Raw genomic sequence first — 25967 nt, forward strand, 5'->3', positions numbered from 1 at the left:
GATGACCCCTCCCTTTTCCAAGATTCTGATTGCAAACCGGGGTGAGATTGCCTGCCGCGTCATCCGCACGGCGCAGCGGATGGGTGTGCGAACCGTGGCTGTCTATTCGAATGCCGATAGGCAGTCGCTGCATGTTTCGCTGGCGGACGAAGCCGTGCATATCGGGCCATCGCCAGCGTCGGAAAGCTACCTCGCCGGAGACAAGCTGATTGCCGCCGCGCTGGCGACGGGTGCGGAGGCGGTCCATCCGGGCTACGGGTTTCTGTCCGAGAACCCTGGTTTCGTGGAGGCGGTCGAAGCGGCGGGCCTGGTGTTCATCGGACCGTCGGCGGCTTCAATTCGGGCCATGGGGCTGAAGGATGCGGCAAAGGACCTGATGGCAGAGGCAGGCGTGCCGATCGTGCCCGGTTACCAGGGGGCCGAGCAGGACCCCGATTTTCTGGCCGCGAAGGCTGAGGGAATTGGCTATCCCGTGCTGATCAAGGCGCGCGCCGGCGGCGGCGGCAAGGGCATGCGCCGGGTTGACGATCCCGCGGATTTCCGTGACGCACTTGCCTCCGCCCGAAGGGAGGGGCAGGCGTCTTTTGGCGATCCGCAGGTGCTGATCGAAAAATATATCCTCTCCCCAAGACATATCGAAGTGCAGGTGTTCGGCGACAACCATGGCAATGTCGTGCATCTCTTCGAGCGTGATTGTTCGCTGCAGCGGCGCCACCAGAAGGTGGTGGAGGAGGCGCCGGCCCCAGGCATGACCCGGGAGGTTCGTGCCGCGATGACGGATGCGGCCGTGAAAGCGGCCAGGGCGGTCAACTACTCCGGCGCCGGAACGATCGAATTCATCGTGGATGGTTCCGGACCGCTGCGTGCCGATGGTTTCTGGTTCATGGAAATGAACACGCGCCTTCAGGTCGAACATCCCGTAACGGAGGCCATTACAGGTGTCGACCTGGTGGAGTGGCAATTGCGCGTCGCGGCGGGCCAGCCCCTGCCACTGGCGCAGGACGCACTGTCTATTTCCGGCCATTCGTTCGAGGCTCGCCTCTACGCGGAAGACCCGGCCAGAGGATTTCTTCCTGCCACCGGCAAAGTCGAGCATCTGGCCTTTTCCAGCCACGCCCGCAATGACGCAGGCGTATGTTCGGGCAACCATATCAGCCCCTTCTATGATCCGATGATCGCCAAGATCATCAGCCACGGAACGGATCGCCGCGACGCCCTCAATCGGCTCATTCTTGCGCTGCGAGGCACCCATGTGGCCGGAACCGCCACCAATGCCGAATTTCTGGCCAGGTTGGCATCGCACAAGGGATTTGGCGAGGGAGAGTTTGACACGGGCCTGATTGAACGGGATCTGCACCACCTGATCGCCATCACGCCGGTTTCGGAGATCCACCTGGCCATCGCCGCCATTGCTGGATTGGGCATCGACCCACGGGCGCCACGTTTCGGCTGGCGCCTCTGGGATGAGGCCTTCCATGATCTGCGCCTCGTCTGTGACGGAGAGGTCTTCGACCGCCGCCTGACGCTTCGCCGCAACGGCTCGATGACACTGTCCGGCGGGCATGACGATATCGTCCTTGGGGCAGTCGAAATCGATGGCGATAGGATTACCGCCCGTCTCGGACCAACCATGTCGCGGATCGAAGCGAAGGTATTTCTGGCGTGCCCCCAGGCCGGGCTTCTGATTTCCGTCAGCACGGCAGACATGGTGCGCGACATATCCATGCCGGACGCGCGTGCGGGCAACGGCGTAGCGGTGGATGCGGGCAATGTCGTGGCGGCTCCCATGACAGGTGTGATCGTCACTCTCACCGTCTCGCAAGGGGACGTCGTGCAAGGCGGCGCCAAGCTCGGCATCATCGAAGCTATGAAGATGGAGACGGCCCTTGTCGCCCCGCGCACGGGTCGTGTGGTCTCCGTCAAATGCGCTGCCGGCCAGGCGGTCGAAGGCGGTTCCGTGCTCATCGTGCTGGAGGAAGACGCCGCATGAGCGACCATGTCCGCATCTACGAGGTTGGCCCCAGGGACGGGTTGCAGAACGAAAAACGGATCATTCCGACTGCCAGGAAGATCGAGCTGATCGACCTTCTGTCCCGGGCCGGGTTCGAGAAGATAGAGGCGACGAGCTTCGTTTCTCCCAAATGGGTTCCTCAACTGGCGGATGCGCTTGATGTCATGAGAGGAATTACCCGCCAGCCGGGGACAGGCTATGCGGTACTGACCCCCAACATGAAAGGGTTCGAACTGGCGCAGGCCGCAGGGGCGGACGAGGTCGCCGTTTTCGCATCCGCCTCGGAAGGGTTCAGCCAGAAGAACATCAATTGCTCGATTGCAGAAAGCCTGGTTCGCTTCGAGCCCCTGCTCGCGGCGGCCGGGAAGGCGGGCATCCGGGTGCGCGGCTATGTCTCCTGCGTCATCGCATGCCCCTATGACGGCGAAGTGGCACCGGAGGCGGTGCGCGATACTGCTTTGGCGCTTCGCGGGATGGGCTGCTACGCAATATGCCTTGGCGATACGATCGGGGCGGGAAGGCCTGCCACCGTCTCGCGAATGTTAGAGGCCGTTCTTGCCGGCATTCCGCCAGGCGAACTCGCCGGGCATTTTCACGACACGGCAAATACGGCGCTCGATAACGTGGCGGTTTCGCTAGGTATGGGACTGCGTACCTTCGACAGCGCGGTCGGCGGGCTTGGCGGATGTCCCTATGCTCCCGGTGCGAAGGGCAATCTGTCGACGTCCGCGCTCCTGGATCTGCTCGAACGGCGCGGCTTCGATACGGGTATCGACCGGACGGCGCTGCAGGCTGCGGAAACCTGTGTCGCGGCCATCGCATCCAAGGCAGATTGAGAGGAGAGAGCCCATGACGTATGAGACCATTCACTTGCGGGTGGACGCGCGCAACGTGGCGACGGTGACGCTGGCACGCCCCGACAAGTACAATGCGATGAACGCAATGATGATCGCCGAGCTCACCCAGGCGGCCGAAATACTGGCAAGGGATCCGGCCATACGCGTCGTTGTCCTTTCCGGCGAGGGCAGGACCTTTTGCGCTGGCGGCGACCTTGGCTGGATGCGCGCCCAGGCGGACAAGGATCGGGCCGAGAAGCTGGCCGAGGCAACCAGCCTGGCCAACATGCTGGGGCACTGGAATGCGCTGCCGAAACCCGTCATCGGGCGGGTTCATGGCGCCGCCTATGGCGGCGGATTGGGGTTGATCGCGATTTGCGACATCGTTGTTGCGGAGGAAGCGACCCGGTTTGCCCTCACGGAAACCCGGCTTGGGTTGATCCCCGCCACAATCGGCCCCTTCGTTATCCGGCGTCTCGGAGAAGCTTTCGCGCGCCAGGTGTTCCTCAACGCGAAGCCCTTCGATGCTGCATTTCTCATCCGAGCAGGGCTGGTCGCCCGGGCTTGCCGGCTCGATGACCTGGACGCCACGATTGAGGAGGAGGTTCTCACCTTTCTGCAATGCGCGCCGGGTGCGGTCAGCGAGGCCAAAGCCCTTTGTGGCAAGCTCGCCGGCCCCGATCCCTCGGATGCCGCGGAGATGTCTGCGATAGCACTCGCTGACCGCTGGGAGACCCATGAGGCTCAGGAGGGAATTGCCGCTTTCTTTGCCAAGGAGACGCCGTCCTGGCGCAGGGAGATTTGATTTGTAGTTCGGCCGCCGACGCCCTGGAGGGGTTTCTCCACGACGGTATGACGACGGCAGCGGGCGGCTTTGGTCTTTGCGGGATTCCTGAGCTGCTGATTGCGGCGATCTCCGATGCCGAAACGACGGATTTGACCATTGCGTCCAACAATTGCGGAGCTGACGATTTTGGTCTGAGAATACTGCTCAGTAACCGTCAAATCAAGAGGATGATCTCTTCCTATGTTGGGGAGAACGCCGAGTTCATGCTCCACTATCTATCGAGAAACCCAAGCTTAATCCGCGTTTCCTCGCGCTTGACAACGTGTTTCTCCAGCCGCGCCACGCATCCGGCACGATCGAGACCCGCGAGGCGAATGGCAGGCTGATGCGCTACAGCCTTGCGGCCCTTTTTGCCGGCGCGGCCCTGCCGACCCCTCGTGATCTGAGGAGAAAGTCATGAAAGCCATCGTCATCCATGCCGCAAAGGATCTTCGCATCGAAGAGCGGACAGTCGACGCACCTGGTCCCAGTCAGGTGGAGGTTGCCATCGGGGCCGGGATCTGCGGTTTGGACCTGCACTACTACAAACACGGCGGCTTCGACTTGCCAAACGCAATGGCATGAAGAAAGCGCTGGTCCCCGTCGCACGCAAGCTTGCGGTCATTTTGCACTGCATCTGGGTCGATGGAACCTCGTTCCGGTGGGGAAAGGAGCCGGCCTGACAGATGGCACTCTCCTGAAATCGCAGGGCTGAATCAGGCCTGTGGCATCCCGCCGGGACGGTGGTTGCGGTGACCTCGTTGTTTCGGCTGACGCCTTGGGACGTCGCTGCACACGTTGAGGCATCCGACCCGAACATCATCATGAGGCAATGACCTTGCAAAGGACCATGACCCCGGCACGGACAAAACAGACTTGACTATGTCCCGCAGTTAAAGGGCGGAAACACAATCGACGTTCGTGTGCTATTGGCCAAATCCATCGACACGGCTGTCGTTATCCGAATATGGCTTGGCCACACCCGCAATTGCGGGTGTGGCCAATGGGCGCGATACCCTTGGAACCCGAGACTGGAGGAATCGGGTGCCGGACTGAACACCTAGGTCAGAACTTGTAACTCGTGCCCAAAAGAACCTTGTGCTGGGTTGCTCCGACGTCGCCGATCGAGGATCCAAAATCTTTGCTGCCGAAGTCGGAGTAGCGATATTCGCCGCGAACCAGAATGTTGTCAGTCACTGCGTGCTCGACACCGCCGCCAGCCGTCCAGCCGATGAGGATACTGTCGTTTTCGGCAATCCCTTGTGTGCTGGCCTTTGCTCCTGCGGCTGCAACACCTGCAGTGGCGAAAATTAATGTCCGGTCCAAGGCATAGCCGACGCGGCCACGGGCAGATGCATCCCATTCAACCCGCGCATTGTCGCCCTTTTCGAAATTGTAGTTGAAGTCGTTCTCGATGCCGTAGACGATGTTTCCGCTCTGGAAATTGTAACCGGCATGAACGCCAAATATACCACTGTCGATATCATTATCGGTGCCGGAGACCGTTGCTTGGTTCCAGTTGTAGCCGCCTTGGGCGCCAAGGTAAAAGCCGGACCAGTTGTAAGCCGATGGGAGCTGTGCGACAGCAGCAATCGGTGCGTCAATGACGTCGGCCGCAATGACAGGCGCGGCAAAGGAGAGCAAAATCGCTGCTGTAGCCAATAGTTTCAAATTCATCGGAAATTCCTTTTCGCGGAGCGCGAACACACTAAGCGCTGGTTGAGCCCGTTTAGCTCATGAACCAAACTCTACTGGCGCATCGTGTTGCGGAGTGTCTTTTCGTATTAGGTTATGTTGCGACGGGATTTAATGTTAGGCGAGGCGGCCTCCGGCGTGTGAACCATAGTTTTGGTTGGGTACGCTATTGTTTCATCATCTGCCGGATGAGTGGATCCTTCAAACGGTGGCCGACATGCAGTTTCGGAATGTAAACATTTGTTTGTCTTGAAGATTGCCGGCATTGCGCAACAGACGGAAAAGCATTGCTGTAGGACCGCACGCGGCTGCCCATCGGCCGTTTCAAACATTGCAATCCGGATGACCAGACCCGTTGCCAAGACGCTGCATAACGCGCCCGCGTCGCAATTCCCTCCTCTTGGCCAGGGCGTCGCCTGTGGTTTGGCTGCGTTCAATCCTGCCTGAAAATGCCAACAATCGCCTCCCGGCCTATCCTTAAGGTGGTAAGCGGCAGGATCACTGTTTGCGTGAGAATGTAACCGGCACCATCAACCGCAGACACGTTTTGTTGCTCCACCTCGGTTTGGGGTTGGAGACCACCGCGATCTACGGTTTCTCCTTCAGACACTGAGCCGGAGATGACAGGTCGAGCGGATCCACAATATCGTATGCAGGAACCATCCCGGCGCGGACGAGCAGCGGGAACGATTGTTGCTGAAGGCACCGTCGTCGGTTTTGCGCTATCCGGACCTCTTGGTGCCATCACCATCGGGCGGCTGATCGGAACTGGGATCTCGGTCAACGTGGTGGTGTCCCTCGCGCGGGAGGTGTCCACGACCGGAACTGCCTGGATAATGCCCGATGGCGGCATTGGCGCCGCCGCATTTGCGGCGACGGCGACCGAGGTTTTTTCGCCGTAATCGGTGAGCTTCAGGTAGCCAATCGAAACAGCGCCCATCATGAAGACCACGGCACCGACACGGCACCATTCTAACGGCCAGCGCTTCTCTGAACTGGCGTGGTCGATGTCGAACCTATAATGCCAAACCCGCTCGACGACAATCAGGTCGTCGTTGTGACCCATGAGAAAGGATGGGCTAATATCCCTTGGGTTATTCATCATAGGGGTCTTCCGACCTGATTTTCCCCTGGCGATGACGTGCGAACAAGGTTGCTTCGGGCAAATGGACATCATTCCACTGCGGTAAAACGTGTGAGGCTGACGAGCCGGATCTGGCGTGCTGGATCTTGCTACCGATCATGCACGACACCCATGATGTCGCCTGACCGCGATACACTGACCAGCAGGTTCTCGCCGCCGCGGCTAGCCCTGACAAGATATCTCTCGCCGACATCCTCGACGTCACGGACCCTATATCCACGATCTTCGAGCAGACTGATGACGTCTTCCGGGCCGAAGCGCGAACGACTATAGGAACGGGTCTGTTTGTCGTGGTCACGGTTCCAGGCACGAAGAAAGCGAGACTCGGTATTGCCATCTACCGAGTAGGAGCCGGTGCTTTCGTCGCCGTAAATAACAACCTGGGACAATGCGGGGACGGCTGTAGACGAAATGAGAGCGGTCGTAACACTCAAAGCTAGGGCGATGCGTCTCATGATATGTAGCCTTTCAGCGTTAGATTGTGCTGCGTCTGCAGGCCTGCCGCTTCGTAAGCCGATGGGAGCCGGAACTGCTGCAGTGCATGATGCATCAATTGGCTGTTGCGCCGTGTGATTTGATGTTGAGAGATGTTGCCCGTCCGGAACCTGGCTGAACCGAGGGTTGGTCCAGCTGCATCGTGAAAGGAGAACCGGTTGGCTTCGCTCAGGATCTGATTTCCGGCAGCACGATGTCGACCCTCAGGCCATGCGGCTTACGGTCGAGCAGTGCCATGCTGCCCTTGTGGCCAATCGTTACAATCCCTTGAGCAATTGACAGGCCCAGGCCAAATCCATCGACTTCCCCGCTCGTCTGCCTTGCCTCATCGGCTTTGAAAAAAGGTTGGAGGACCTTCGACTTCAAGTCGTCGGATAGTCCGGGTCCGTCGTCCGAGACCTTGATGAGCACGCCCCGATCCCGCCTGTCGACAAGTTCTAGCTCGATTTTTTGCGCATACCGTGATGCATTGTCGACAAGGTTTGAGACCGCCCGCGTCAACCCCTGCGGCATACAGATAAACGCCAACCGGCGCGGGCCTAGGAATTTAATATCGACACCCGTATCAGCAAAATCATTGGCGATTGTCTGCAGCAGGCTCGACAGATCAACCTTGCGTGGAGCTTCGAACTTGTTGTCGAGAAAGCTCAAGCTTGCATCTATGAGAGACGATAATGCAGCCACATCGGAGAGCATGAGGTCCTTCAGTTCCGGTTCGTTCGAGCGTTCAATGCGCATTCTCAAGCGCGTCAGCGGGGTTCGCAAATCATGACTGATGGCGCGAAGGATCCGGGTTCGCTCGCGCAACATTAGTTGTATGCGGCTCTGCATGACGTTGAGGGAAGCCGCAAGGCTTCGAAGTTCTGACGATCCCTCGGCCTTGAAAGCCTCCTCGGAATGGTCGTCCATGCTCGCCCTCTGGGCCGCCAGGGCGAACCGCACGAGCGGTTCGGTGACAAGCCAACTTCCGACATAGGCGAGAAGTATGAGCGGAAGCAGGATTTTGAGGATGCCGCTTGCCACGGCGGGCAGCAGCCAGACACTTGTGGGAAAATGGGGCATGACGAAAGCTAGGGCCCTGTCAGGGGGGACCTTCACGACAAGCTCGGGTTGGTCGCCATCGCCCACAATCGCATTCCGGACGGCCTTCAGGAAACCATCGTTGATAATCGCCTTCACATGGGTAACGACGTCATTTGTCGGGGTGTCGGCGTCGTATGATACGGATGCGTGTGAGGGCAGGGTTCGCCTGACGACAATGCCCATCCGGCCTGCCAACGACAATACATCGGCTTCCTCCGCCGCGGACCGAGTATGGGCAAACTGGTCGAGCACCATTTCGACCCGTCCCGCAAACAGGCCGATCTCGATACCCTTGTCATGCCGTCCATAGATGAAGGGTTCCGTCGTTGCCGCCACCATCGAGACCAGAATGACAAGAAGAATTGCGAGGAAAAGGAGCTGTTTGCGAATGGAGGCACTGCGAAGGCTTTTCACGGAAGACGCTCTACTTTGGAGGCAAACAAGTAGCCACCCAGTCGAACCGTCTTGATAAACGTTGGATCCTTCAGATTCGGTTCGATCTTTTGGCGAACACGGCTGATATGGGCATCGATGCTGCGTTCGATGGGGCCTGCAGAACCAGCATGTGTCATTGCCAATAGCTGCTCACGGGTGAGAACCTTGTTAGGATGACAGCAAAATGCCCAAAGCAGATCGAATTCCGCTGTCGTCATCGAAACCTGCGCACCTTCAGCGTCAAAAAGTTCGCGGCTGGCCGGATCAATCCGCCATCCTGAAAATGACATGGCTTCGGGTTGTTCATCCGGCTCGTCGTGGGCGGCGGCCCTGCGCAAGATGTTCTTGATCCGGGCCAGCAGTTCCCGCGAATTGAACGGCTTCGTGACGTAATCATCCGCCCCCAGTTCCAGACCGAGGATCCGGTCGATATCCTCGCGAAGAGCCGTCAACATCAGGATAGGTGTTTTTCCGGAAGTGCGTAACCGCCTGCAAATACTGAACCCGTCCTCGCCGGGCAGCATTCCGTCAAGCAGGATAAGATCGAACGAATGACGGGCCATAATCCGGTCCATCTCGATCCCGTTGGCCGCAGACGCGGCTTCAAACCCGTTGGCTTTGACCAGATCAACCAGCATGCCGGCGATTTCACCGTCGTCTTCCACAACAAGAATTCGCGCTTGCGCAATTCCCATCTGGTTAATCGGCTGTTGCGGAGAGACCGCCATATCTGTTCACCTTGCCCGCAGGATCGCTTTGTCGCGGTAAGCTAGAGGCGGGACCCACCGCACGCCGTTTCTTATCGGATATCATGCAAAACTATGTTCTGAAATGTTGCAACATGTTGCAGCGCTCGGGCGGGTTGGCCTCGCCGTGCCCGAAGCTGTCCATGGTCTGCCCCGGTTGTCTCTCAGCGAAACCTAGTGTCGATAACAATGACAGCAAGATAGCACGCCCTGAATGCCAGCAGCGAAAAAAACGCGGCAGATACGCATGCAACAAGGTAATACCGTGCCCTCGACCGCCGCGGCAGATCTTGCGCAATGACAAGGCAAATGTGCTTGGCATATCGCCCCAGCGCGACGAGGACGAACAATCCCAACAAAACATAGCCGCTGACGGAGGCGGCACTGATCAGCCATAACATCAGAAAACAGCCTGCCAAAAATACTTGTTCCTGTTGGGGAGCGGCAATTCGCCAGAGTTCGGCAATGCGCGAATACCTTTGCACTCGTCTGGGCGTTGTAGTCGAGGTTTCGACGGGTTGGCTTGGGGGCACCTCATAGATGACACCAAGCAGCGGCAAACTGCGCCTCGCAAGCGAGGACAGTAACCTGAAGCGGGTCAAGCTCGGAAATCGCCGACGTTTCGGACAGAACGCCAGATGCGGACTGGATAGGCAAGGGTAACCCTCAAATGGGAGATGACCGATCCGTGGACCGGTAACGGTGTGGCGCACCCAGTATCCGATCTGGCAGGGATCATCGATCGGGCTAGGAAATCCACTCTTTCGAGAAATGCCTGTGCGGCAAATCGCTTCGCACCGGGCACCACGCCACAGGATGAAACGGGAGCATGCAGGAAGACTTCTAGATTAATCACAGGCAAAGCGCGGATCTTGCGGAGAAGATCAATGTCGGGCCGAGTTGTGATGGCAAAGCCGAACGCCTCGGAACGAAGCGCATCGAACGCTTCCGGCACGGTCGATACCCAAACGGCGTCATATCCGTGGTCTGCCAATCGCGCGGCGATCATTGTTCCGGCAGCCTGCGGCAGAAAGACAAGTATTTTGAAATGTTTCGGTGGGTGTTGCATGGTGATGCCAGCCTCATGTTTGATGCGGGAGACTAGCCCAGAGCTTTGCAGACCTGCGTTTTGTTTTGTTAAGATTTATGCTCGCGCTCCGGCGCGATCACAACATCTCGTCAGGCGATCGGTATTGTGATTAGAAATCAATGCGTACGCTTCGCTGAACGCTGCGTCTGCGGTCCGAACTCCATCAAGGCGATGCCGACTTCTGGGCTTTACATCGCTATTTTTGTCAATCTAGCGTCCACTTTACTCGGGGTTATATCGATACGACTTGAACTAGTTGGAGCAACCTTGCGGTTCGAATAGTGTGACGATCTGGCCGACCTCATCTTTTCCGTCTTTCTCCGACGTGTCGCCCACTCGGTTACAACACGAAGGGGGCCCCGGAATCCCTGGCGCGTTAACTCGCGCCACAACTGTGTGCCATTGCGATGACCGGCACTCCATTGAGCATTCTTTCTACCCCACCCGGACCATCCGGGTGGGGTAGAACTTTTTTGGGTGACGCGTCGGTGCACGTTGACTGTTTCAAACGACAGCGGGCATGGCCCGAAGGCTTGCACGGGTCTGAGTGGAACCGGTCGAAGGCCTGATCCCGAACCTCCTCGGGGCCTTTTCCCTTCCGCCTCGCCAACATTTCTCAACAATTCGAAACACACAGCAACAGCCGTCCGACGTAGTTTTACCGGACCGACCCACTGCACATCCCAAGCGTCCAACATACTCAGCGGCGGATGGATATGTCTTTCAAACAGACGCGCGATAGGATCGTCAATTGCTTCTCGATGCCCTCAACAATCGGTCTCGAATCTCGCCGGTTCTCCAATCGGAGGCTGCAGAATGCGGTCTCGCATGCCTGGCAATGGTCGCATCGTATCACGGTCATCGCGTGACGATGTCGGAACTGAGACGGCGCCACGCGGTATCGGCCAAGGGTACGACCCTGAAGAGCCTGATGTCCATTGCCGATGACCTTGCCTTCACCAGCCGGGCGTTGAAGCTGGAAATGGACGATCTGGGCCAGTTGAAGAGACCGTGCATTCTGCACTGGGACATGTCGCATTATGTCGTTCTCAGCCGTGTCACGCGAAAACAGATCGAAATACACGACCCTGCAATTGGACATAGAAAACTTACCCTAGCGGAAGCGTCCGCGCATTTTACCGGAGTCGCTCTGGAACTGACACCGGCCGCATCCTTCCAAAAGCGCCAGACAGTCGAACGGGTGCGCCTTGCGGACTTGTGGTCAAGGAGTGCCGGGTTCATCCCGAGCCTTCTTCAAATCCTCGCTCTGACCGCTTTGCTTCAGTTCTTTGCGCTCGTATCACCTCTGGTGAACCAGCTGATTGTCGACGAAGCGATCGCCAAGGGCGATTTCAGCCTTTTGAACGTCATCGTCATCGGGGCCAGTCTGTTGCTGTTGATCCAGGGAGCAACCACGCTTCTTCGCGGTTACGTGCAGATGCATTTCAGCACGCTTTTGACGTTTCAGATGCGTGGCAACCTGCTGCGCCATGCCTTGCGTTTGCCGGTACCTTGGTTCGAAAAGCGTCGCCTCGGCGATATTCTGTCCCGCTTCAACTCCCTCCAACCGATCCAGGATCTGCTGACCGGCGGTCTGGTTTCGGGCACCCTGGACGGTCTCATGGCGGTCCTGACGCTTGCGGTCATGATCGTCTACGCGCCATACCTCGCCCTTGTCGTGCTTGCGTCGCTGGCAATCGTCGTGTCCACCCGGCTGGTTACCTTCCCATGGTTGCGCAGTCTCACCAATGAGGGCATTCAATATCAGGCCAGAGTGGACAGTGTCTTCCTGGAAACCATCCGTGGCGCACGGGCTTTCAAGCTCTTCGGCAGGGAACTGGAGCGCCATGGAGTCTGGCAGAACGCCTATGCCGCCAGTCTCAACAACACTGTGCGCCTCCAGAAAATAGGCCTAAAAGGCACGGCAGGCCTGTCCATTGTGACCGGTGGGGAAATGCTTCTGGTGTTTTACCTCGGCGCCAGCGCGATCATTCGCGGCGAGATGACACTCGGGATGTTGCTGGCCTTTCTGTCCTATCGTGGCCAGTTCAGCACCGCTGCCCTGTCGTTTGTCGACCAGTGTTTCAAGTTTCGCATGACCGGACTGCACCTCGAGCGGCTGGCCGACGCGGTGCACCAGGATGCCGAGCCCGGCATTGACGCCGGTTCGCACAGGATTCGTCCCTTGCTCGGCGAATTGACCGTCCGCAATCTCTCCTTTCGTTATGCTGAGCGGGAAGCCTGGGTGCTGAAAGATGTCACGCTCGACATCAAGGCGGGACAGTCCGTGGTCTTCGTCGGACCCTCGGGTGGTGGAAAATCCACGCTGCTGAAGCTGCTCATGGGGCTTTATCCGCCATGCGAGGGCGAGGTACTGGCGGATGGCCTGACCTTCAATGCCCGGGGTATGAGAGCATATCGCGCGCAAATCGGGGTTGTCATGCAGGACGACCAGCTCTTTGCAGGCACAATTGCAGACAATGTCGCGTTTTTCGATCCGGATATGGATCTGTCGCGGGTCGAAACTGTCGCCCGCATGGTTGGACTTCACGATGAGATCCAGCAGATGCCGATGGGCTACATGACGCTGGTCGGGGATCTCGGAATGACGTTGTCAGGCGGGCAGCAACAGCGTGCTCTTCTGGCCAGAGCCCTGTACCGCAAGCCCGCGATCCTGTTCCTCGATGAGGGCACCGCCAATCTGGATGTGCTTTCCGAACGTCGTGTGATGCAGTCGTTGAAGGCCCTTGGCATGACCCAGATCATGGTGGCTCATCGACCCGGTGCGATAGAGGGAGCCTCGCGCATTTTTGCCGTCGAAGCCGGACACGTGCGCGAACTGCAACGCGATGTCCCGGCACAGCCGCTGCAGGTGGTGCCATGAGCGAGACGCTTTTTCGGCGCGAAGCGGTCGAACACCGTCGCAGGTTGCACGGTGAGGTCATAATCGCGCAACCGGTCAGACACGGCGTCATGACGGCAATGCTGGGTCTCTTCGTTGCTGTCGGCGGGACCTATCTCGTGACCGGGACCTATGCGCGAAAGGAAACGGTTGAGGGATACGTCGCTCCGACCGGGGGACTGGCGCAATTGTATGCCACAAAAGGCGGCATCGTATCTCGTGTGCTCGTCCATGAAGGCGATATGGTCAGTCAAGGCCAGCCTATGGTCGAACTGTCGCTGGAGACGACGGGTGCGCAAGGGGAGGTCGGAGAAACGCTCCGCGCAGAGACCCAGTCCCGCATTCAGGCGATCGACGCTCAAGTTTCGGCTGCCAAATCCCGCTTTGAAGAAGAACGGCGACGCCTTGCTGCCAGGGTTGACAGGCTTGGTGAAGAGATTGCGTCTCAAGGTCGCCGGCTTGTGTCCGAGCGCGAACTTCAGGATCTGCAGGTCCGCGATGCGGAGCGCTACGCGCATCTGCAGGCCGGTGGCACGGGCACACGATTTGAACTGTCACGCCTGCAGCAGCAGATCCTGACTCAGAAAAGCGTCATTTTCGAACTGGAGCGACAACACGCACAGCGGCAGGGCGATCTGGATGACGTGCGCTCACAATTGGCAAACCTGCCGGCCGAACAAGTCGATAAGCTCGCTCAGTTGCAGGGACTTCGCAGCGAACTCGACCAATCCCTGGCACAGCTTCAGGTCGATCGGGCTTACGTGCTGGTCGCACCCGTCGCCGGCAGGGTCGCGGCTCTACAGGCACAGCCTGGTCAGACAGCTGTCGCCCATTCGCCTTTGGCAGCCTTGGTGCCGGCCGGTAGTTCCCTGGAAGCGAACCTCCTTTTGCCGTCGCGCGCTGCGGGCCTGGTGCAGCAAGGCCAGGACGTCCGGCTGAGGGTGGATGCCTTCCCCTATCAACGTTTCGGTGTGATCCCCGGTCGCGTGACCCAGGTGTCGCAGGCGACCTATCGCGAAGGCGAGCTTCTCGCACCCATAGCATTCAAAGACCCCGTCTACCGGGTGACCGTCAGCCTGGAGCGCACGAGCGTCTCGGCGTATGGCGAAGAGCGCCAGCTGTCACCCGGTATGACACTCATCGGCGATATCATCACAGATCGCCGACACTTCACCGACTGGATCATGGATCCATTGAAGGCCATGGGCAGCCGGTGAAACTTCGAACGGGGGCAATGCCATTCCGGTATGACCCTCATCACGAACCTACAGGAGACTAACATGAGCAAGATGATTGAAATCAACAACGACATGCTGGACCTCGTAAGCGGCGGCGCGCCCACCGTCGCGTCGACGGTCACGATCGGTGCTGATGGTGCTGTCGAGGGGAACTACACCTTCGGTAGCCGCTCGGGAACCTTCTCGGCAACGCTGCCTGCTGGCGTCGTACAGAAGCCCGGCACGTTCTCCTTCAGCAATGCGTCCGGCGCATTCAGCTTTGAAAACTCGTTCGCCAGCTGAATCTAGTTGATGAAACGACAGTCGGCGGCTCTCACTGAGCCGCCGACTGTTGCCGGCAGGAGGCAATAATACCCAGTCAGCCAAGGCGCTGCGCAACCAATCTGGGTCTTAAAATGTGTCGCCAAACGGGGCTGCGGTATGTCAAACGGCCCGTATGTTCCTTGTAATCTTCATCCTTGATCATCATTGCCTATATGGACCGGGCTATTTTGTTGGCGAGAGCGATCGCAACGAGCATGCGAGGATTGCGCGCCAGCATTCGTGCCATGTTACGAAGGTCGATCATCGCCGCAGCTACGCGCCTGGAGCGTCTGCGCCCCGCCCATGACGACGATCTCTTTGCCGTTCGCCGGCAGCTCCGCGATGCCGAGCGCGAGATTGAGACGGCGACGCGTCGCACCGGCGAAATAGGCCAGGATATCGATCGACGAATGCCGACATCAGGCGATGCCTTCGCCATAACCGTAATGGGAAAACCACATACGGAGCGGAAGGACGCAGGCAGGGCGTTGATGAAGGAGATACTCACCCTCGTTCAGCTTCAGAGCCAAGTTGAAGTCCACATCGCATCGATCGGCGGCTTCGATCTCGTCTATGACAGCGAGCACTTTGGCCGGGGTGACAACTATCACTACCAGACCCTGCTTCAGCGCACCGGCGCGGACTACGAGATCGATCTGGTGGTAAGCGTCACGTCGCACGGGGCCATCTCCCGCATCGAGCACGCGAGGAGGAGCGGGAACATTATCACCAGAGGTTGGAGGACTACCAACGCCGCCTTTCCTGCTACAAGTCGCGGCAGGGTGGCGCCTTCGCGTTCGCTGGCGAACTGACAAACAAGCGCCGGCAGTTGCGTGAGGTCGAGGCGGCGCTCGCGACATTGGCCCGGGAGGATGCCGGGGCAGAGAAGGTCGCCGCTTAGCCCGGCGGCTGACGCAGCGCCTCGACCGGCCGCCTATGCGTTGGCTGCGATATTCAGCCGGTAGCGCGTTGCCTTGCGTTCGCCGGTGCGCAGCAACGCCCCCTTCTCGACCAGATCGGAGAGGTCGCGTGTAATGGTTGAGGGCGGAGCGCCGGTGATTGTCGCGTAGTTGCCGGCGCTCAAGCCTCCGGTGAAACCTTCTGGTCCCTCGGCAAGCATCCGCAGCAGCATTTTTTCCTGGCGCTCGTTCAACGCGCCACGCAGCCGGTCCATGAAACGTGTTTTCTCGATTAGGAAGCGGACCAACTCGTCCGCGGATTTCTGGGCCTCAAGCGCGCGATCCGCAAACCATGAGAGCCAGGCATCGATCAAAAGCGTGGTGCTCGCCGCTTCCAGCATGGCGTAATAGTCTTTGCGGTGTCTGAGTAGCGACTTGGACAATGCGCTGAAGGTTGGCGTCGAGATTGCCCGTGCAAGGGCGCTTTCGGCGATCGCGCGACCGATGCGGCCATTGCCGTCCTCGAAAGGATGGATGCTCTCGAACCACAGATGAGCGATGCCGGCACGGGTGAGGGCGGCAAGTGGGTCTGGTCCTTTAGATGTCTGTTCCAGCCATTCCAGAAGCCTCCCCATCTCGGCCGCCAGGCGACCGGATGGAGGTGCTTCGAAATGCACGCGCTCGCGGCCGAATGCGCCTGAGACGATCTGCATCGGTTCGTCATGGCGGCGATAGGTGCCGATATCAACAATGTCACGGCGGCCGTTCATGACCATTCGGTGCCATTCGAACAGCCGATCCTCGGTTATGGGGTTAAGCGGGTGGCGGTAGAGGTCCGCCATCATTTCGGCAATGCCAGCTTCTGCTGGCCTGCTGCGGAATGCGGCCGCGGACATTCCCAGTTGGCGCCGAAGGGACGATTGCACGCTGTCGCGGTCGAGGACTTCCCCTTCGATCGCCGATGTGCTCAAGGCATCGGAGCTGAGCAGCTCGATCACGACCTCCTCGCGGTCGTCTTTCCCAAGATGGCGCATGGTGCCGACAGCGATAGCCGCATTCTCCATGAATGCCTGCTCCCTGGCCCGCAGAAGTTCAGCGTTCCACTCGAACTTCGGCCACCCGGCTAATTCCCAATTCCACGTCATGGGCGATAAACTCCCTGTTTATAGCCCACAATGCCGCAATATTGTGGGCGATAAAAGCAATTTGTTTCGCTCATCACACCGAGGGCAGTTGTTGAGTTTCAGCAGGATTTAACCCACTTTTCCATTTCGCGTTGTCCCACCAGATCCGGTGTAGTCGATTGTCCGGCAACAATTTTATCTGGCTTGAGTGGATCGCCCCATAGTGGAAAAATGGATCAAACTGACGCGAAAACCAACACGTGCCTGAATGGGTTGGTGCTGCGGGCAGGGTGCAGCTGCTGCGGCAGGGAGTGGCGTTGATCAGCGGGACAAGCTTCGGGACGCAAAATTTAGCTGTTATGAATGAGCAAATTTAAATAATCTAATATGCTATGGCGAGTGTCCCGTTGTCTTCGTTCGCAGGAATTTGCTATGCCGCTCACATATGGTAACCGGGCAAAGTGGGAACTATTCGCCTGGCTGGTCGCCTTTCTGGTTATCTACGGCCTTGCCCTGTGGTTCAACGGCCATGAGGCACTTGATTCATTGTTTCGATCCCATGAGGAATATGATCTTGACGAGGTCTTCACCGCACTCAATATCGCTGGGTCGCTCGGCCTGATTTATTCGGCCCTGCGTATCAAGGATATGTCGAAAGAAATTCAGCGGCGGTTGGCTGCCGAAAAGCATGTCGACTGGATCGCCTGTCACGACCCGCTGACGGAGTTGCCAAACAGGCGGTTTCTGGATTCCGTCGTGTCGCGAGGAAATGGCTTTTCGAACAAAAATAAACATGCAGTCTACAGTATCGATCTTGATGGCTTCAAGAAAGTCAACGATCTGCTCGGACATGAGAAAGGCGATCTTGCGCTTAAAGTCGTTGCGGAACGCCTGCTTGAGATATTTGTTGAAGACAGGGTGTTCCGTCTCGGCGGTGACGAATTTGTCGTCGTCATCGAGCGGAACACCAGTCCGGATCTGGTTGCCTTGGGGAGGCGGCTGGTCAATGCCATCAGCAGGCCAATCTTGATCGAGGGGGCGAGCATAGAATTGGGCGCAAGCGTCGGTTTTGCGCGGGTTCCAGAAGACTGTGGAACGCTAAGGGAAGCAATCCAGTATTCAGACTGCGCGATGTATGCCGCCAAGAAAACCGGACGCAATGTTGTCAACGGTTTTCGCCCGGAAATGCAGGAGGAATTGGTCAGGCAACTCCGGATGGAAGCCGATCTTAGAGTCGCCATGAAGCAAAATGAAATCCGGCCGTTTTATCAGCCGCTCGTCGACCTCAAGACGCGGGAAGTTATTGGCTATGAGGCACTGGCGCGATGGGAGAGAACAACTGGTGAATTCGTACCACCATCTGAGTTCATACCCTTGGCAGAAAACGCTGGCCTCATCGTCCAACTGACTGACCAGTTGTTTCGCATCGCTTGCCGGGACGCTTTGAGCTGGCCCGGCCACACCATTCTATCTTTCAATCTTTCGCCCCTCCAACTGAATGATCGGCTGCTCAGGCTCCGTATTGTCAAGGTCCTTGAAGAGGTTGGCTTGCCTGTGCACCGTTTGGAACTTGAAGTGACAGAGGGCGCGCTCATTGCAGACCCGGAGACAGCACGTGATATTCTCAATGATCTGTCTAAAGCAGGAATAAAAATCGCCCTTGATGACTTTGGGACAGGGTTCTCAAGCTTGTCGCAACTCTCGAATTACCCTTTCGACAAGATTAAGATTGATAAAAGTTTTGTCGCAACGTTTGAAGAAAGCGATAAGCAAGGGAAGGTGGTCCGCGCAATAATTTCTCTCGGGAGCGGCCTTGGCGTGAAGATCACTGCTGAGGGAATAGAAGATGAGGGGCAGCTTCGTCGTCTGCAGGATTTAGGCTGCGATATCGGTCAAGGATATCTGCTCGGCAGGCCTCAACCAATAGAGCAAACGATCAACGCCTCGCAAATTCATGATTTCAAGTCGAGAGCGTAGTCCACCGATCAAGCGCCTCACTGCCTTCGACCGCTTCCGGGCCTGATTGCTCCCTTCAGCTAATTCTTTGAGTGGACCCATGCTGTGGACGCATGGCCGACCTGAGACCTTGTGCCTTATCGCCCGTTGGCCGAGAGCCTATATTCCAATCATCGAAACGACGTTGGAACCAAGGCAAGGTTGCTGGCGTCAAGAGACCTCACGAAAGGGGATCATCATGAACGTAGCACGCTCTTTCAACAACTGGCGCAAGTACCGTCAGACCGTTACCGAACTCGGCCGCATGAGCTCGCGCGAACTGCAGGACCTGGGTATCGATCGTGCTGACATCCACAGCGTTGCGCGCCAGTCGGTCGCTCGTTAAGCGGCCTTTTCCTGCCCATACTGATGACACTACGCCCGCCGAAGACGCGGGCGTTTCTGTATTTGGCACGCCCCGAAGTGCTAAATTGAAGATTTCCCTCGTCTGGAGGAGGGGCTTGCGTTTTGCGCATGGCTGCACTGCAGCAAAGTCCATTTGATGTGCGCTGAGAGTCGGACTCGAAAAGATTTCCGATATCCGTATCTTGCCGGCCGCCTGGTGAGCATTCGGATGTGAGCGATGGTTATCCAGGCTTGTGCTGAAGCGATGGATGTCTCGAAGTCCTTTGCCAATCTTCTGCATCGTCCCAGCCACGCGAAAGTCCGTTCAACGACCCAGCGGCGCGGCAGGATTTCAAAGCCCTTGGCCATGGAGGAGCGCTTGATAATTTCGAGTGTCCATTTGCCGATTTTCTGCAGCCGCGTTTCCAGCTTGTGGCCCGCATAGCCGCCATCGACAAAGACATGAAGAAGCCATGGCCAACGGTTGCCAATGGATTTCAGGAGATCGGGAGCACCGTCGCGGTCCTGGATATCGGCACTGTGCACCATGAGACCAACCATCAGACCGAGCGTGCCGACTATGATGTGGCGCTTGCGGCCCTTGATTTTCTTGCCCGCATCAAAGCCCCGGATGCCACCGCTTTCGGTTGTTTTGACACTTTGGCTATCGATGGCACCAGCCGTTGGAGAGGCCTCTTTCCCTTCCAGTTCCCGCGCCTCCATGACGAAGTGGTGGTTGATCCGTGACGAAAGCCCCATGGCCCGCCATTCATAGAAATGCCGCTGTACCGTCGAACAGGGTGGAAAATCCTTCGGCAGCATCCTCCGCCGCCGCGCCGAGTGAATGCCCCGCCCAAATCATTTCCATCGCAAGCCCATGACGCACAAGTCTACATGGCTGACAACGAGACCGGCTCTCTTCAGGCAACTCTACCGGAGAAGGCCTTGGTGATTTGGCCCGTCATTCGCCCGACAGGCGATGTTGTTGTCCGATGGTTCCCTCCCGCCGGCGTGAGGTAAGATCCGTGACGCGGCTCGACATCGAGCTGAAACTGCACCAGATCCGGTGTAGTCGATTGTCCGGCAATGGTTTTATCTGGCGTGAGTGGATCGCCGCATAATGAAAAAATGGACCAAACTGACGCGAAAACCAACAACCCTGATCCTCGCGAGGCTCGCGCCGACGGTCGAGGCGGTGATGGACACGCTCGGCGTTAACACGATTGAGGCGGTGGCAGACCGGAGCTACTTCAAGATCGATGACATCGACGCTTGCGAGAAACCCGGCATTACCGACTATGTGCCCAAACCGATCCGCGGTCGCGCCGTGGCCGAGGGATTCTTTTCCAGGGAGCAATTGCGCTATGATCCGGACAAGGACATTTACCTTTGCCCCGCAGACCAGGTGCTCTCACCTCGCCATTACGGCAAGTCCGGCAACAATGTGAAGATCGACTACGTCAATTGCGACGCCTGCAAGGCGTGCTGCCTGCGCGAACGCTGTACCAGAAGCTTTCGTCGCGTGTAGCATCTTGAGAACGAGGGGGCGCTCGACCGCATGGCTGAGTGTCGTGCCGACCGGCCAGACATTCTGGACCGGCGGCGCGAAAGCGTCAAGGATCCGTTCGGCACGATCAAACAATGGATGTATCAAGGTGTTCCTGATGCGGCGCCTGGAAAACGCTCGCGGGGAGTTCAGCCTGACGGCGCTGGCCTAAAATGTCGAAAGGGGCCATCACCTTGTCGGCGTTGCGGGTCTTATCGCCGCTGTCAGGGCATGACAGCCCCGCTGTGCGCATCTTCTGAACCCCAATATGGATGCCAAACTGTCCCCAGCTATGGCAAACGGGCTTTGGTTGAAACAGTGAGGGGCCGATACAAGGGTATCATCGGGTTGCGTATGCATGCTCGTTCATTCAGTGCGCAGCAGACAGACGCTGCGATCGGCGTCGCGATTTTGACCCAAATGCTTTCCTGCGGACGCCCGCAATCCGTTCGTTGGCAAGCCTTGACGGGAGCAACGCAATAGATGAGGCCATCAAAGTCCAATGATGACCTGTCGCTGAGCGGTGTACCAACGCCGGTCTTCAGCTGAGCCTAGCGGCTCCGCAGGTTCGCCCGGTCCAGCATGGCTGCCCCGTGCAACGAGACGAGGATGACCAGGATCCCCACGACAGTGCGCATATCCGGGATTTCGCTGAAAAAGAGGTATCCGACGGCGGTGACGAATGCGACCGACAGATAACCCACTGGCGCAAGTACGCTCGCGTCGGCGATCCGGTAGGCGCGCAGGAAACAGTATTGGCCGAGCTGGGCGAGGAGCCCGATGCCGAGCAGCGGCACCCAGTCGAGCGGCATGACAGGCTGCCAGGTGAAAGCAGCAGGAATGGCCGTGACAAGGGCAAGTCCCACCGTATAAAATACCATCATGACCGTCGTGTTCTCATCCTTCAGCGCCCGCGTCTGGACAACCGCCAATGCGCCAAAGACGACGGAGACCAGGACGACGAGGATATTGATGTCGAAACTCGACGTGCCGGGCGCGATCACGATCATGACCCCGATGAGGGCGAGGCCGGCGCCTATCCAGCGGATGCGGCTGACAGTCTCTCCGAGCATCACGACCGCGAGTGCCATGGTAACAAGCGGTCGGGAGAAACCGACAGCATTGACCATCGTGAGCGGCAGGAGCGTGATCGCCAGGAAATTCGTGGTCAAGGCGATCGCATTGCAGGAAATCCGCAGAACATTGCGCCAGGGATGGCGGACGCTACGTATCTCGGCGCGATGGTGCCAGATCAGCGGCAGGATGAACAAGAGGCCGATCACCGCCCGGATGAAGACGAGCTGAAACGCCGGGTAGATTGCTCCTTGCGCCTTGACGAGCGCAGTCATGCCCCCCGAAACGAGTGTCATATCGAGCAACAGCCAACCGATAGCCATGCGCGTGTTCAAGGAATGGTGCGGCCTCTCGTTCTGAGGCCCTGTCGTCGTCACGCCGGCTGCACGAAGTTGGCCATCAGCCGGAAGGCACCGGGCACGAGACGGTCCATCTGGTGATGCAGGACCAGGCTGGTATGGGTGTGGCGCCCTTTGCCGATCGCTGCCGAGATCAATGCGCCGTTGAGCGGCTGCTCGTTCACGTCGTGCATGGCGAGAAGCGGCTCATACGCCTCATCAAAGCGAGCGGCAAAGTAGAGGCCGCGCTCCTTGTCCCAGCCGCTCCAGTCGTTCGGGCCGATCTGGTTGGGACCGGTCAGTAACGGGTGTTGGGGCGCAAGCACCGTCACCTCCGCTTTCGGATCCGTGACGCGCCAGCGCAGCGACGGGCTGCCGATCTCGATGCGGCGGACGGGCGTCTCATCAGGCCGCCAGCCGTCGCTCGGACGATGATAGAGGGTGACGAGATGGCCGCCGTCCTCGATAAAGCGATGAAGCCGTTCCGTCGCGGCCGCCAGATCCTTGCGGATACCGAAGGCGAATAATCCAACGACAATGGTCGTGAACCGTGACAGATCAGCAGAAAGCGCTGCGGCATCCATTTCGGTGACATCGAGACCCATGCGTGACAACCATGTTCCGACCTGGTCTGCACCGCCACCGACATACCCGATCTTTGCCCCTTCAGGCAGCTTCAGGTCGAGGCTGAGGATCTTCAGTTCGACCGGTTGGCGAAAAAAGGTGCGGCCGATATGCCCAAACTCGATCGGCGTCGTCCTGTAGCCGGGACGTCCGCCGATCAGTGGCTCGATCTTGACGAGGCCCGGTTCTGGCGTTCTGTTTGCGCAGATGGTCCAGCCTTCTTCCGCGGTATCGATGGACCAGCCGGACGGCGGCTGGAACGACACGGGGGCTTGCGGCCCTTCAAGGCTCGCCTTGATCGGCCACCTGGTTTGCCAGCTATCCAGCGGCATAAGAATGGCATCTGGCAAGAGCTGAAGCGATTGTGCCGGCGCGACCGAAAACGCCTCTTCCAGATCAAACAGTCCCGAGGCTATGTGGTCGCCGATGCGGGCGGAAACCCTGACATATCCATGGCCGTTGCCACCGATTGCAGACCATGCCGGCCGGTAAAGCTGCGAATGCGGGGCAGATGTTTCTGCGCTCAGCAGGAAACGGCGATGCCGGTCGCTCGACTGAAGGCTGGACGTCACGCCCGCCGGAAGGACCGGCAGGACCTCGATATCACGGCTCGCCGCACCCTCGCCAAGTTCAACAACGAGGGTCGCAGTGCCGCCCGGAAAGATCGTCGTCGTATCGGTATAGGCGCGGTCGAAGATTGCCGAAGCCTCGAGAAGCGCCGCATCGATTTCCCGTCGCTTACGGTCGATCCGATGGCCGTGCAGCGCACGAAATGTGTCCGGGGCGTTTTCTGCAACGCGATCAAGCTGTTTGGCGGCGTCCTGGAGGTTTGACAGGATCCCGTCGCGATCGGGAAACGCTGCCATGGCAGCACCGATTGCAGCATCTGCCGTCCGCAGCAGATCCGCGACATCGCCCGGTCGTTCAGGGAAAAAGGTGGCGAGGGCCGCCAGGTTAGCCGGGAGGTTTTCGATGACGGATTGTTCGCAGACAGGGGCAGGGAGCTTCAGGGACAGGGGCCAGATGTTCTTTGCCAGCATTGGCCAATGACCCATGCCTTGCGAGGCGTGGTAATAGCGCGACCACTCGCCGATACGACCGTATTCGGCACCGGTTGCCGGATCCCTTCCCGCAGCCAGAACGGTCACGGTGGCATCCGGCGGAGGCACCTCGTCATCATATGTGTCGCCGCCTCCGGACCAGGCCGGCAGATAGTATTTGGCGACCGTCCAGGGTGTCAGCCCCTCGTCAAAATGCTCGGGGAAGGCCGTGCCGTCCGCCGCCAGCGCGATCGCCGTTTCCGCAGCCCGCGTCATGGCACGATGGTGGCCATGCTGGCCCGGCACGTCGAGAAATGTCGGAATGACGATGTCCGGCCGCTCCATGCGGTAGGCGCGGACCAGTCTCTCGACGATCCGCATTTCGCCCCACCGGCCAAACGTTGCATCGCCATTCTTGGAGAAACCGAAATCATGGACCGGGTCTGCCGGGCCATGGCCGAGCCAGAACACGTCCGCATCGAGAACCCGGGCGGCTTCCTCCATCTCTCGGGACCGGACGACGCCGAGCGCTCCAAGCCTTTCGGGACCGAGCGCATTCTGCCCGCCTTCACCACGCGTCGAACAGGCGATGATCACCCGCATGCCAAGACCGAAACGCAGCCAGGCGAGCAGTCCGTTCTGTTCGTCATCCGGGTGAGCGCCGGTATTCATCATCGTAACAGTCGAGCGCAGCCGGCTCAGTTTGCGGTGCAGGCGCACCAGCGAAGGATCATTCATCTGACGTTCGATGCGTTCGCGGGCAGTCAGCATGCGTGCCTCCTTGGACTGTTATCAGGGATTGGCGGCCGAAGCGTGAAGCGAGATTTCCAGCTTCGGGGTCACCATGTCGAAAAGCGGAAGGGCGGCGGCGCCGAGTGCAGCGGTCAGCTGGCCGGTCTTGCCACGCAGGACGCGCGGTAGCTCGCGCTGCCTTCGGCTCGCAACGGATGTCGGCAGGGGAGAAAGGCCGGCGATCACGTCATCAATGATCGCGTCGGGCAAGGCACCGCCAAGGATCAGCGTCTGCGGGTCAAGAATGTTCTCAAGCATCGCCACCATGGGACCAAGATATGTCGCGGCATCCTGCACCCATTCGACGATCACCGGGTGCTTCTGCGCATGTAGCCGTTCAAGATCGGCAAAATCGGCATCGGCAATGCCGGCGCATTCAAGCTTTTCCTTCAGCGCATAGGTCGAGACATAGCCCTCAAGGCAGCCGAGCTGCCCGCAAGAGGGGCATTTCCTGCCCTTCGGTACGACCGTGACATGTCCGATCTCGCCAGCGTTGCCGAAGGCGCCGCGATATGGCGATCCATCCTGGATGATGCCAAGACCGAGACCGACGCCGAAATAGACCATGCAGAAATTGGAAATCGCAAGGCCGGCACCAAACAGCCGCTCTGCCACGGCGGCGGCGGTGGCATCATTCTCGATGATGACAGGATGGCCGCAGGCCTCACTGAGCACCTGGGTCGCGTCCCGCCCGCCCCAGCCGGGAAGCGTCGTCGGTCCGACCGACGTCATGCCGTCGATCTCGAAGGGACCGGGCATGACCACTCCGGTACCCAAAAGCCTGGAGCCGATGGCGTTTCTGACCATTGCAAGCTCGTTGGTGAAAGTCGAAAGGACATGCTCGGGCGTTGGATCCCGAAGCGCCACGATCCGGCTTTCGCGCAGTCGTCCCGACAGGTCGAGCGCAACGGTGACAATATGGTCGGCGGCGATCTCGACGCCGAGAGTGAAACCACCCTCGGGATTGACCGCGAACTGGATCGGCGGCTGGCCTCGGCCGGATCGCCTGCGCCCGAGTTCCATCAGCAAGCCTTCACCGACCAGTTCGTCAACGATGTTGGCAACGGCCTGCGGCGTCAGCTGGGTCAGTTTGGCGATATGGGCGCGACCCAACATTTCATGCTGTCGCACGATATCGAGAACCACCCGGCGATTATGATCCCGGCTGCGCTCGGGATTGTTGCCAATTGCTATCGAATACTTCCCGATGGAGTGGATGGTCATGTCGATGTCCTCGTCGCTAACACATATCGCCGTGATGCCGCGCTCGGCAATACATTAATTCAAGTAAATTATCTTATTGACATGGCGCCAGTCTCGGCAGACCGTAAGGCACTGGCGGCAGCATTTGAAGGTTGCCGGCGTCGGAATGATTTCCGGCAGCAG

19 protein-coding genes and 6 pseudogenes are annotated in these 25967 nt (G+C 58.7%); 14 read left to right on the top strand and 11 right to left on the bottom strand.

Annotation, left to right across the window (positions count from 1 at the left end; all coding sequences use genetic code 11):
- The first annotated feature begins 1 nt into the window (after position 1).
- The 6 genes and pseudogenes from AC4CWH_RS21105 to AC4CWH_RS21130 form a co-directional block, all read left to right on the top strand.
- A complete protein-coding gene (locus AC4CWH_RS21105) occupies positions 2 to 1990 on the top strand; it encodes an acetyl/propionyl/methylcrotonyl-CoA carboxylase subunit alpha (protein ID WP_491322194.1) in 1989 nt (662 codons plus the stop codon).
- Positions 1987 to 2847 carry a hydroxymethylglutaryl-CoA lyase gene (locus AC4CWH_RS21110; RefSeq protein WP_491322195.1) on the top strand — a complete coding sequence of 287 codons (861 nt, stop codon included), beginning with the start codon at positions 1987 to 1989 and terminating at the stop codon, positions 2845 to 2847. Before AC4CWH_RS21105 ends, AC4CWH_RS21110 begins: the two co-directional genes overlap by 4 nt.
- A 13-nt stretch (positions 2848 to 2860) precedes the next feature.
- The gene (locus AC4CWH_RS21115; protein ID WP_491322196.1) at positions 2861 to 3652 is read left to right on the top strand and encodes a crotonase/enoyl-CoA hydratase family protein; all 792 of its coding nucleotides are present in this window, start codon (positions 2861 to 2863) and stop codon (positions 3650 to 3652) included.
- Between the two features lie 47 nt (positions 3653 to 3699).
- Positions 3700 to 3915 (top strand): annotated as a pseudogene (locus tag AC4CWH_RS21120) (CoA-transferase); the annotation flags it as partial.
- A 175-nt stretch (positions 3916 to 4090) separates the two neighbouring features.
- Positions 4091 to 4234, top strand: a pseudogene (locus tag AC4CWH_RS21125) (L-idonate 5-dehydrogenase); the annotation flags it as partial.
- A 5-nt stretch (positions 4235 to 4239) separates the two neighbouring features.
- A pseudogene (locus AC4CWH_RS21130) lies at positions 4240 to 4356 on the top strand (IS110 family RNA-guided transposase); the annotation flags it as partial.
- 382 nt (positions 4357 to 4738) lie between these two features.
- Here AC4CWH_RS21130 and AC4CWH_RS21135 read toward each other — a convergent pair.
- The 6 genes from AC4CWH_RS21135 to AC4CWH_RS21160 all read right to left on the bottom strand — a co-directional run bounded on the left by AC4CWH_RS21135 (position 4739) and on the right by AC4CWH_RS21160 (position 10340).
- On the bottom strand, positions 4739 to 5350 hold the full coding sequence (locus tag AC4CWH_RS21135) for an outer membrane protein (protein ID WP_491286710.1): 612 nt from the start codon (positions 5348 to 5350) through the stop codon (positions 4739 to 4741).
- A gap of 451 nt (positions 5351 to 5801) precedes the next feature.
- On the bottom strand, positions 5802 to 6473 hold the full coding sequence (locus AC4CWH_RS21140) for a hypothetical protein (RefSeq protein ID WP_491322197.1): 672 nt from the start codon (positions 6471 to 6473) through the stop codon (positions 5802 to 5804).
- Positions 6474 to 6601: 128 nt separating this feature from the next.
- Complete coding sequence (locus AC4CWH_RS21145; RefSeq protein ID WP_491322198.1) at positions 6602 to 6967, bottom strand: hypothetical protein; 366 nt, start codon at positions 6965 to 6967, stop codon at positions 6602 to 6604.
- A 208-nt stretch (positions 6968 to 7175) separates the two neighbouring features.
- The gene (locus AC4CWH_RS21150; protein ID WP_491286707.1) at positions 7176 to 8504 is read right to left on the bottom strand and encodes an ATP-binding protein; all 1329 of its coding nucleotides are present in this window, start codon (positions 8502 to 8504) and stop codon (positions 7176 to 7178) included.
- Positions 8501 to 9253 (bottom strand): response regulator, encoded by a 753-nt coding sequence (locus tag AC4CWH_RS21155; RefSeq protein WP_491286706.1) that lies wholly within the window; start codon positions 9251 to 9253, stop codon positions 8501 to 8503. The genes AC4CWH_RS21150 and AC4CWH_RS21155 overlap by 4 nt, the downstream gene beginning before the upstream one ends.
- A gap of 616 nt (positions 9254 to 9869) precedes the next feature.
- Complete coding sequence (locus AC4CWH_RS21160) at positions 9870 to 10340, bottom strand: hypothetical protein (protein ID WP_491322199.1); 471 nt, start codon at positions 10338 to 10340, stop codon at positions 9870 to 9872.
- 859 nt (positions 10341 to 11199) lie between these two features.
- Here AC4CWH_RS21160 and AC4CWH_RS21165 point away from each other — a divergent pair.
- The 4 genes from AC4CWH_RS21165 to AC4CWH_RS21180 all read left to right on the top strand — a co-directional run bounded on the left by AC4CWH_RS21165 (position 11200) and on the right by AC4CWH_RS21180 (position 15616).
- Complete coding sequence (locus tag AC4CWH_RS21165) at positions 11200 to 13245, top strand: peptidase domain-containing ABC transporter (protein ID WP_491286704.1); 2046 nt, start codon at positions 11200 to 11202, stop codon at positions 13243 to 13245.
- Complete coding sequence (locus AC4CWH_RS21170) at positions 13242 to 14480, top strand: HlyD family secretion protein (RefSeq protein ID WP_491286703.1); 1239 nt, start codon at positions 13242 to 13244, stop codon at positions 14478 to 14480. Before AC4CWH_RS21165 ends, AC4CWH_RS21170 begins: the two co-directional genes overlap by 4 nt.
- Before the next feature lie 63 nt (positions 14481 to 14543).
- The gene (locus AC4CWH_RS21175) at positions 14544 to 14783 is read left to right on the top strand and encodes a flagellar hook protein (RefSeq protein WP_491286702.1); all 240 of its coding nucleotides are present in this window, start codon (positions 14544 to 14546) and stop codon (positions 14781 to 14783) included.
- A 176-nt stretch (positions 14784 to 14959) separates the two neighbouring features.
- Positions 14960 to 15616 (top strand): hypothetical protein, encoded by a 657-nt coding sequence (locus AC4CWH_RS21180; protein WP_491322338.1) that lies wholly within the window; start codon positions 14960 to 14962, stop codon positions 15614 to 15616.
- 122 nt (positions 15617 to 15738) lie between these two features.
- Here the strand turns inward: AC4CWH_RS21180 and AC4CWH_RS21185 are convergent, their stop codons facing one another.
- Positions 15739 to 16848 carry a Fic family protein gene (locus AC4CWH_RS21185; protein ID WP_491322200.1) on the bottom strand — a complete coding sequence of 370 codons (1110 nt, stop codon included), beginning with the start codon at positions 16846 to 16848 and terminating at the stop codon, positions 15739 to 15741.
- 411 nt (positions 16849 to 17259) lie between these two features.
- Here AC4CWH_RS21185 and AC4CWH_RS21190 point away from each other — a divergent pair, with 411 nt between their 5' ends.
- The gene (locus AC4CWH_RS21190; protein WP_491322201.1) at positions 17260 to 18804 is read left to right on the top strand and encodes a putative bifunctional diguanylate cyclase/phosphodiesterase; all 1545 of its coding nucleotides are present in this window, start codon (positions 17260 to 17262) and stop codon (positions 18802 to 18804) included.
- A gap of 217 nt (positions 18805 to 19021) precedes the next feature.
- Positions 19022 to 19168: a DUF1127 domain-containing protein gene (locus AC4CWH_RS21195; protein ID WP_070150011.1), complete on the top strand. Its 147-nt coding sequence runs from the start codon at positions 19022 to 19024 to the stop codon at positions 19166 to 19168.
- Positions 19169 to 19356: 188 nt separating this feature from the next.
- On the opposite strand, the pseudogene AC4CWH_RS21200 reads toward AC4CWH_RS21195, so the two are convergent.
- Positions 19357 to 19992 (bottom strand): annotated as a pseudogene (locus AC4CWH_RS21200) (IS5 family transposase); the annotation flags it as partial.
- A 349-nt stretch (positions 19993 to 20341) separates the two neighbouring features.
- On the opposite strand from AC4CWH_RS21200, the pseudogene AC4CWH_RS21205 reads away from it, so the two are divergent.
- Positions 20342 to 20948: pseudogene (locus tag AC4CWH_RS21205) on the top strand (transposase); the annotation flags it as partial.
- Positions 20949 to 20989: 41 nt separating this feature from the next.
- Positions 20990 to 21196: pseudogene (locus AC4CWH_RS21210) on the top strand (IS5/IS1182 family transposase); the annotation flags it as partial.
- Positions 21197 to 21264: 68 nt separating this feature from the next.
- Here the strand turns inward: AC4CWH_RS21210 and AC4CWH_RS21215 are convergent.
- The 3 genes from AC4CWH_RS21215 to AC4CWH_RS21225 are packed head-to-tail and all read right to left on the bottom strand — an operon-like array spanning position 21265 to position 25805.
- Complete coding sequence (locus AC4CWH_RS21215) at positions 21265 to 22110, bottom strand: DMT family transporter (protein WP_491322202.1); 846 nt, start codon at positions 22108 to 22110, stop codon at positions 21265 to 21267.
- A gap of 50 nt (positions 22111 to 22160) precedes the next feature.
- A complete protein-coding gene (locus AC4CWH_RS21220; RefSeq protein ID WP_491322203.1) occupies positions 22161 to 24560 on the bottom strand; it encodes a PIG-L family deacetylase in 2400 nt (799 codons plus the stop codon).
- A gap of 21 nt (positions 24561 to 24581) precedes the next feature.
- On the bottom strand, positions 24582 to 25805 hold the full coding sequence (locus tag AC4CWH_RS21225) for an ROK family transcriptional regulator (protein WP_491286696.1): 1224 nt from the start codon (positions 25803 to 25805) through the stop codon (positions 24582 to 24584).
- Between the last annotated feature and the right edge of the window lie 162 nt (positions 25806 to 25967).

It is taken from the genome of Neorhizobium sp. PAMB6716, from assembly GCF_058242805.1.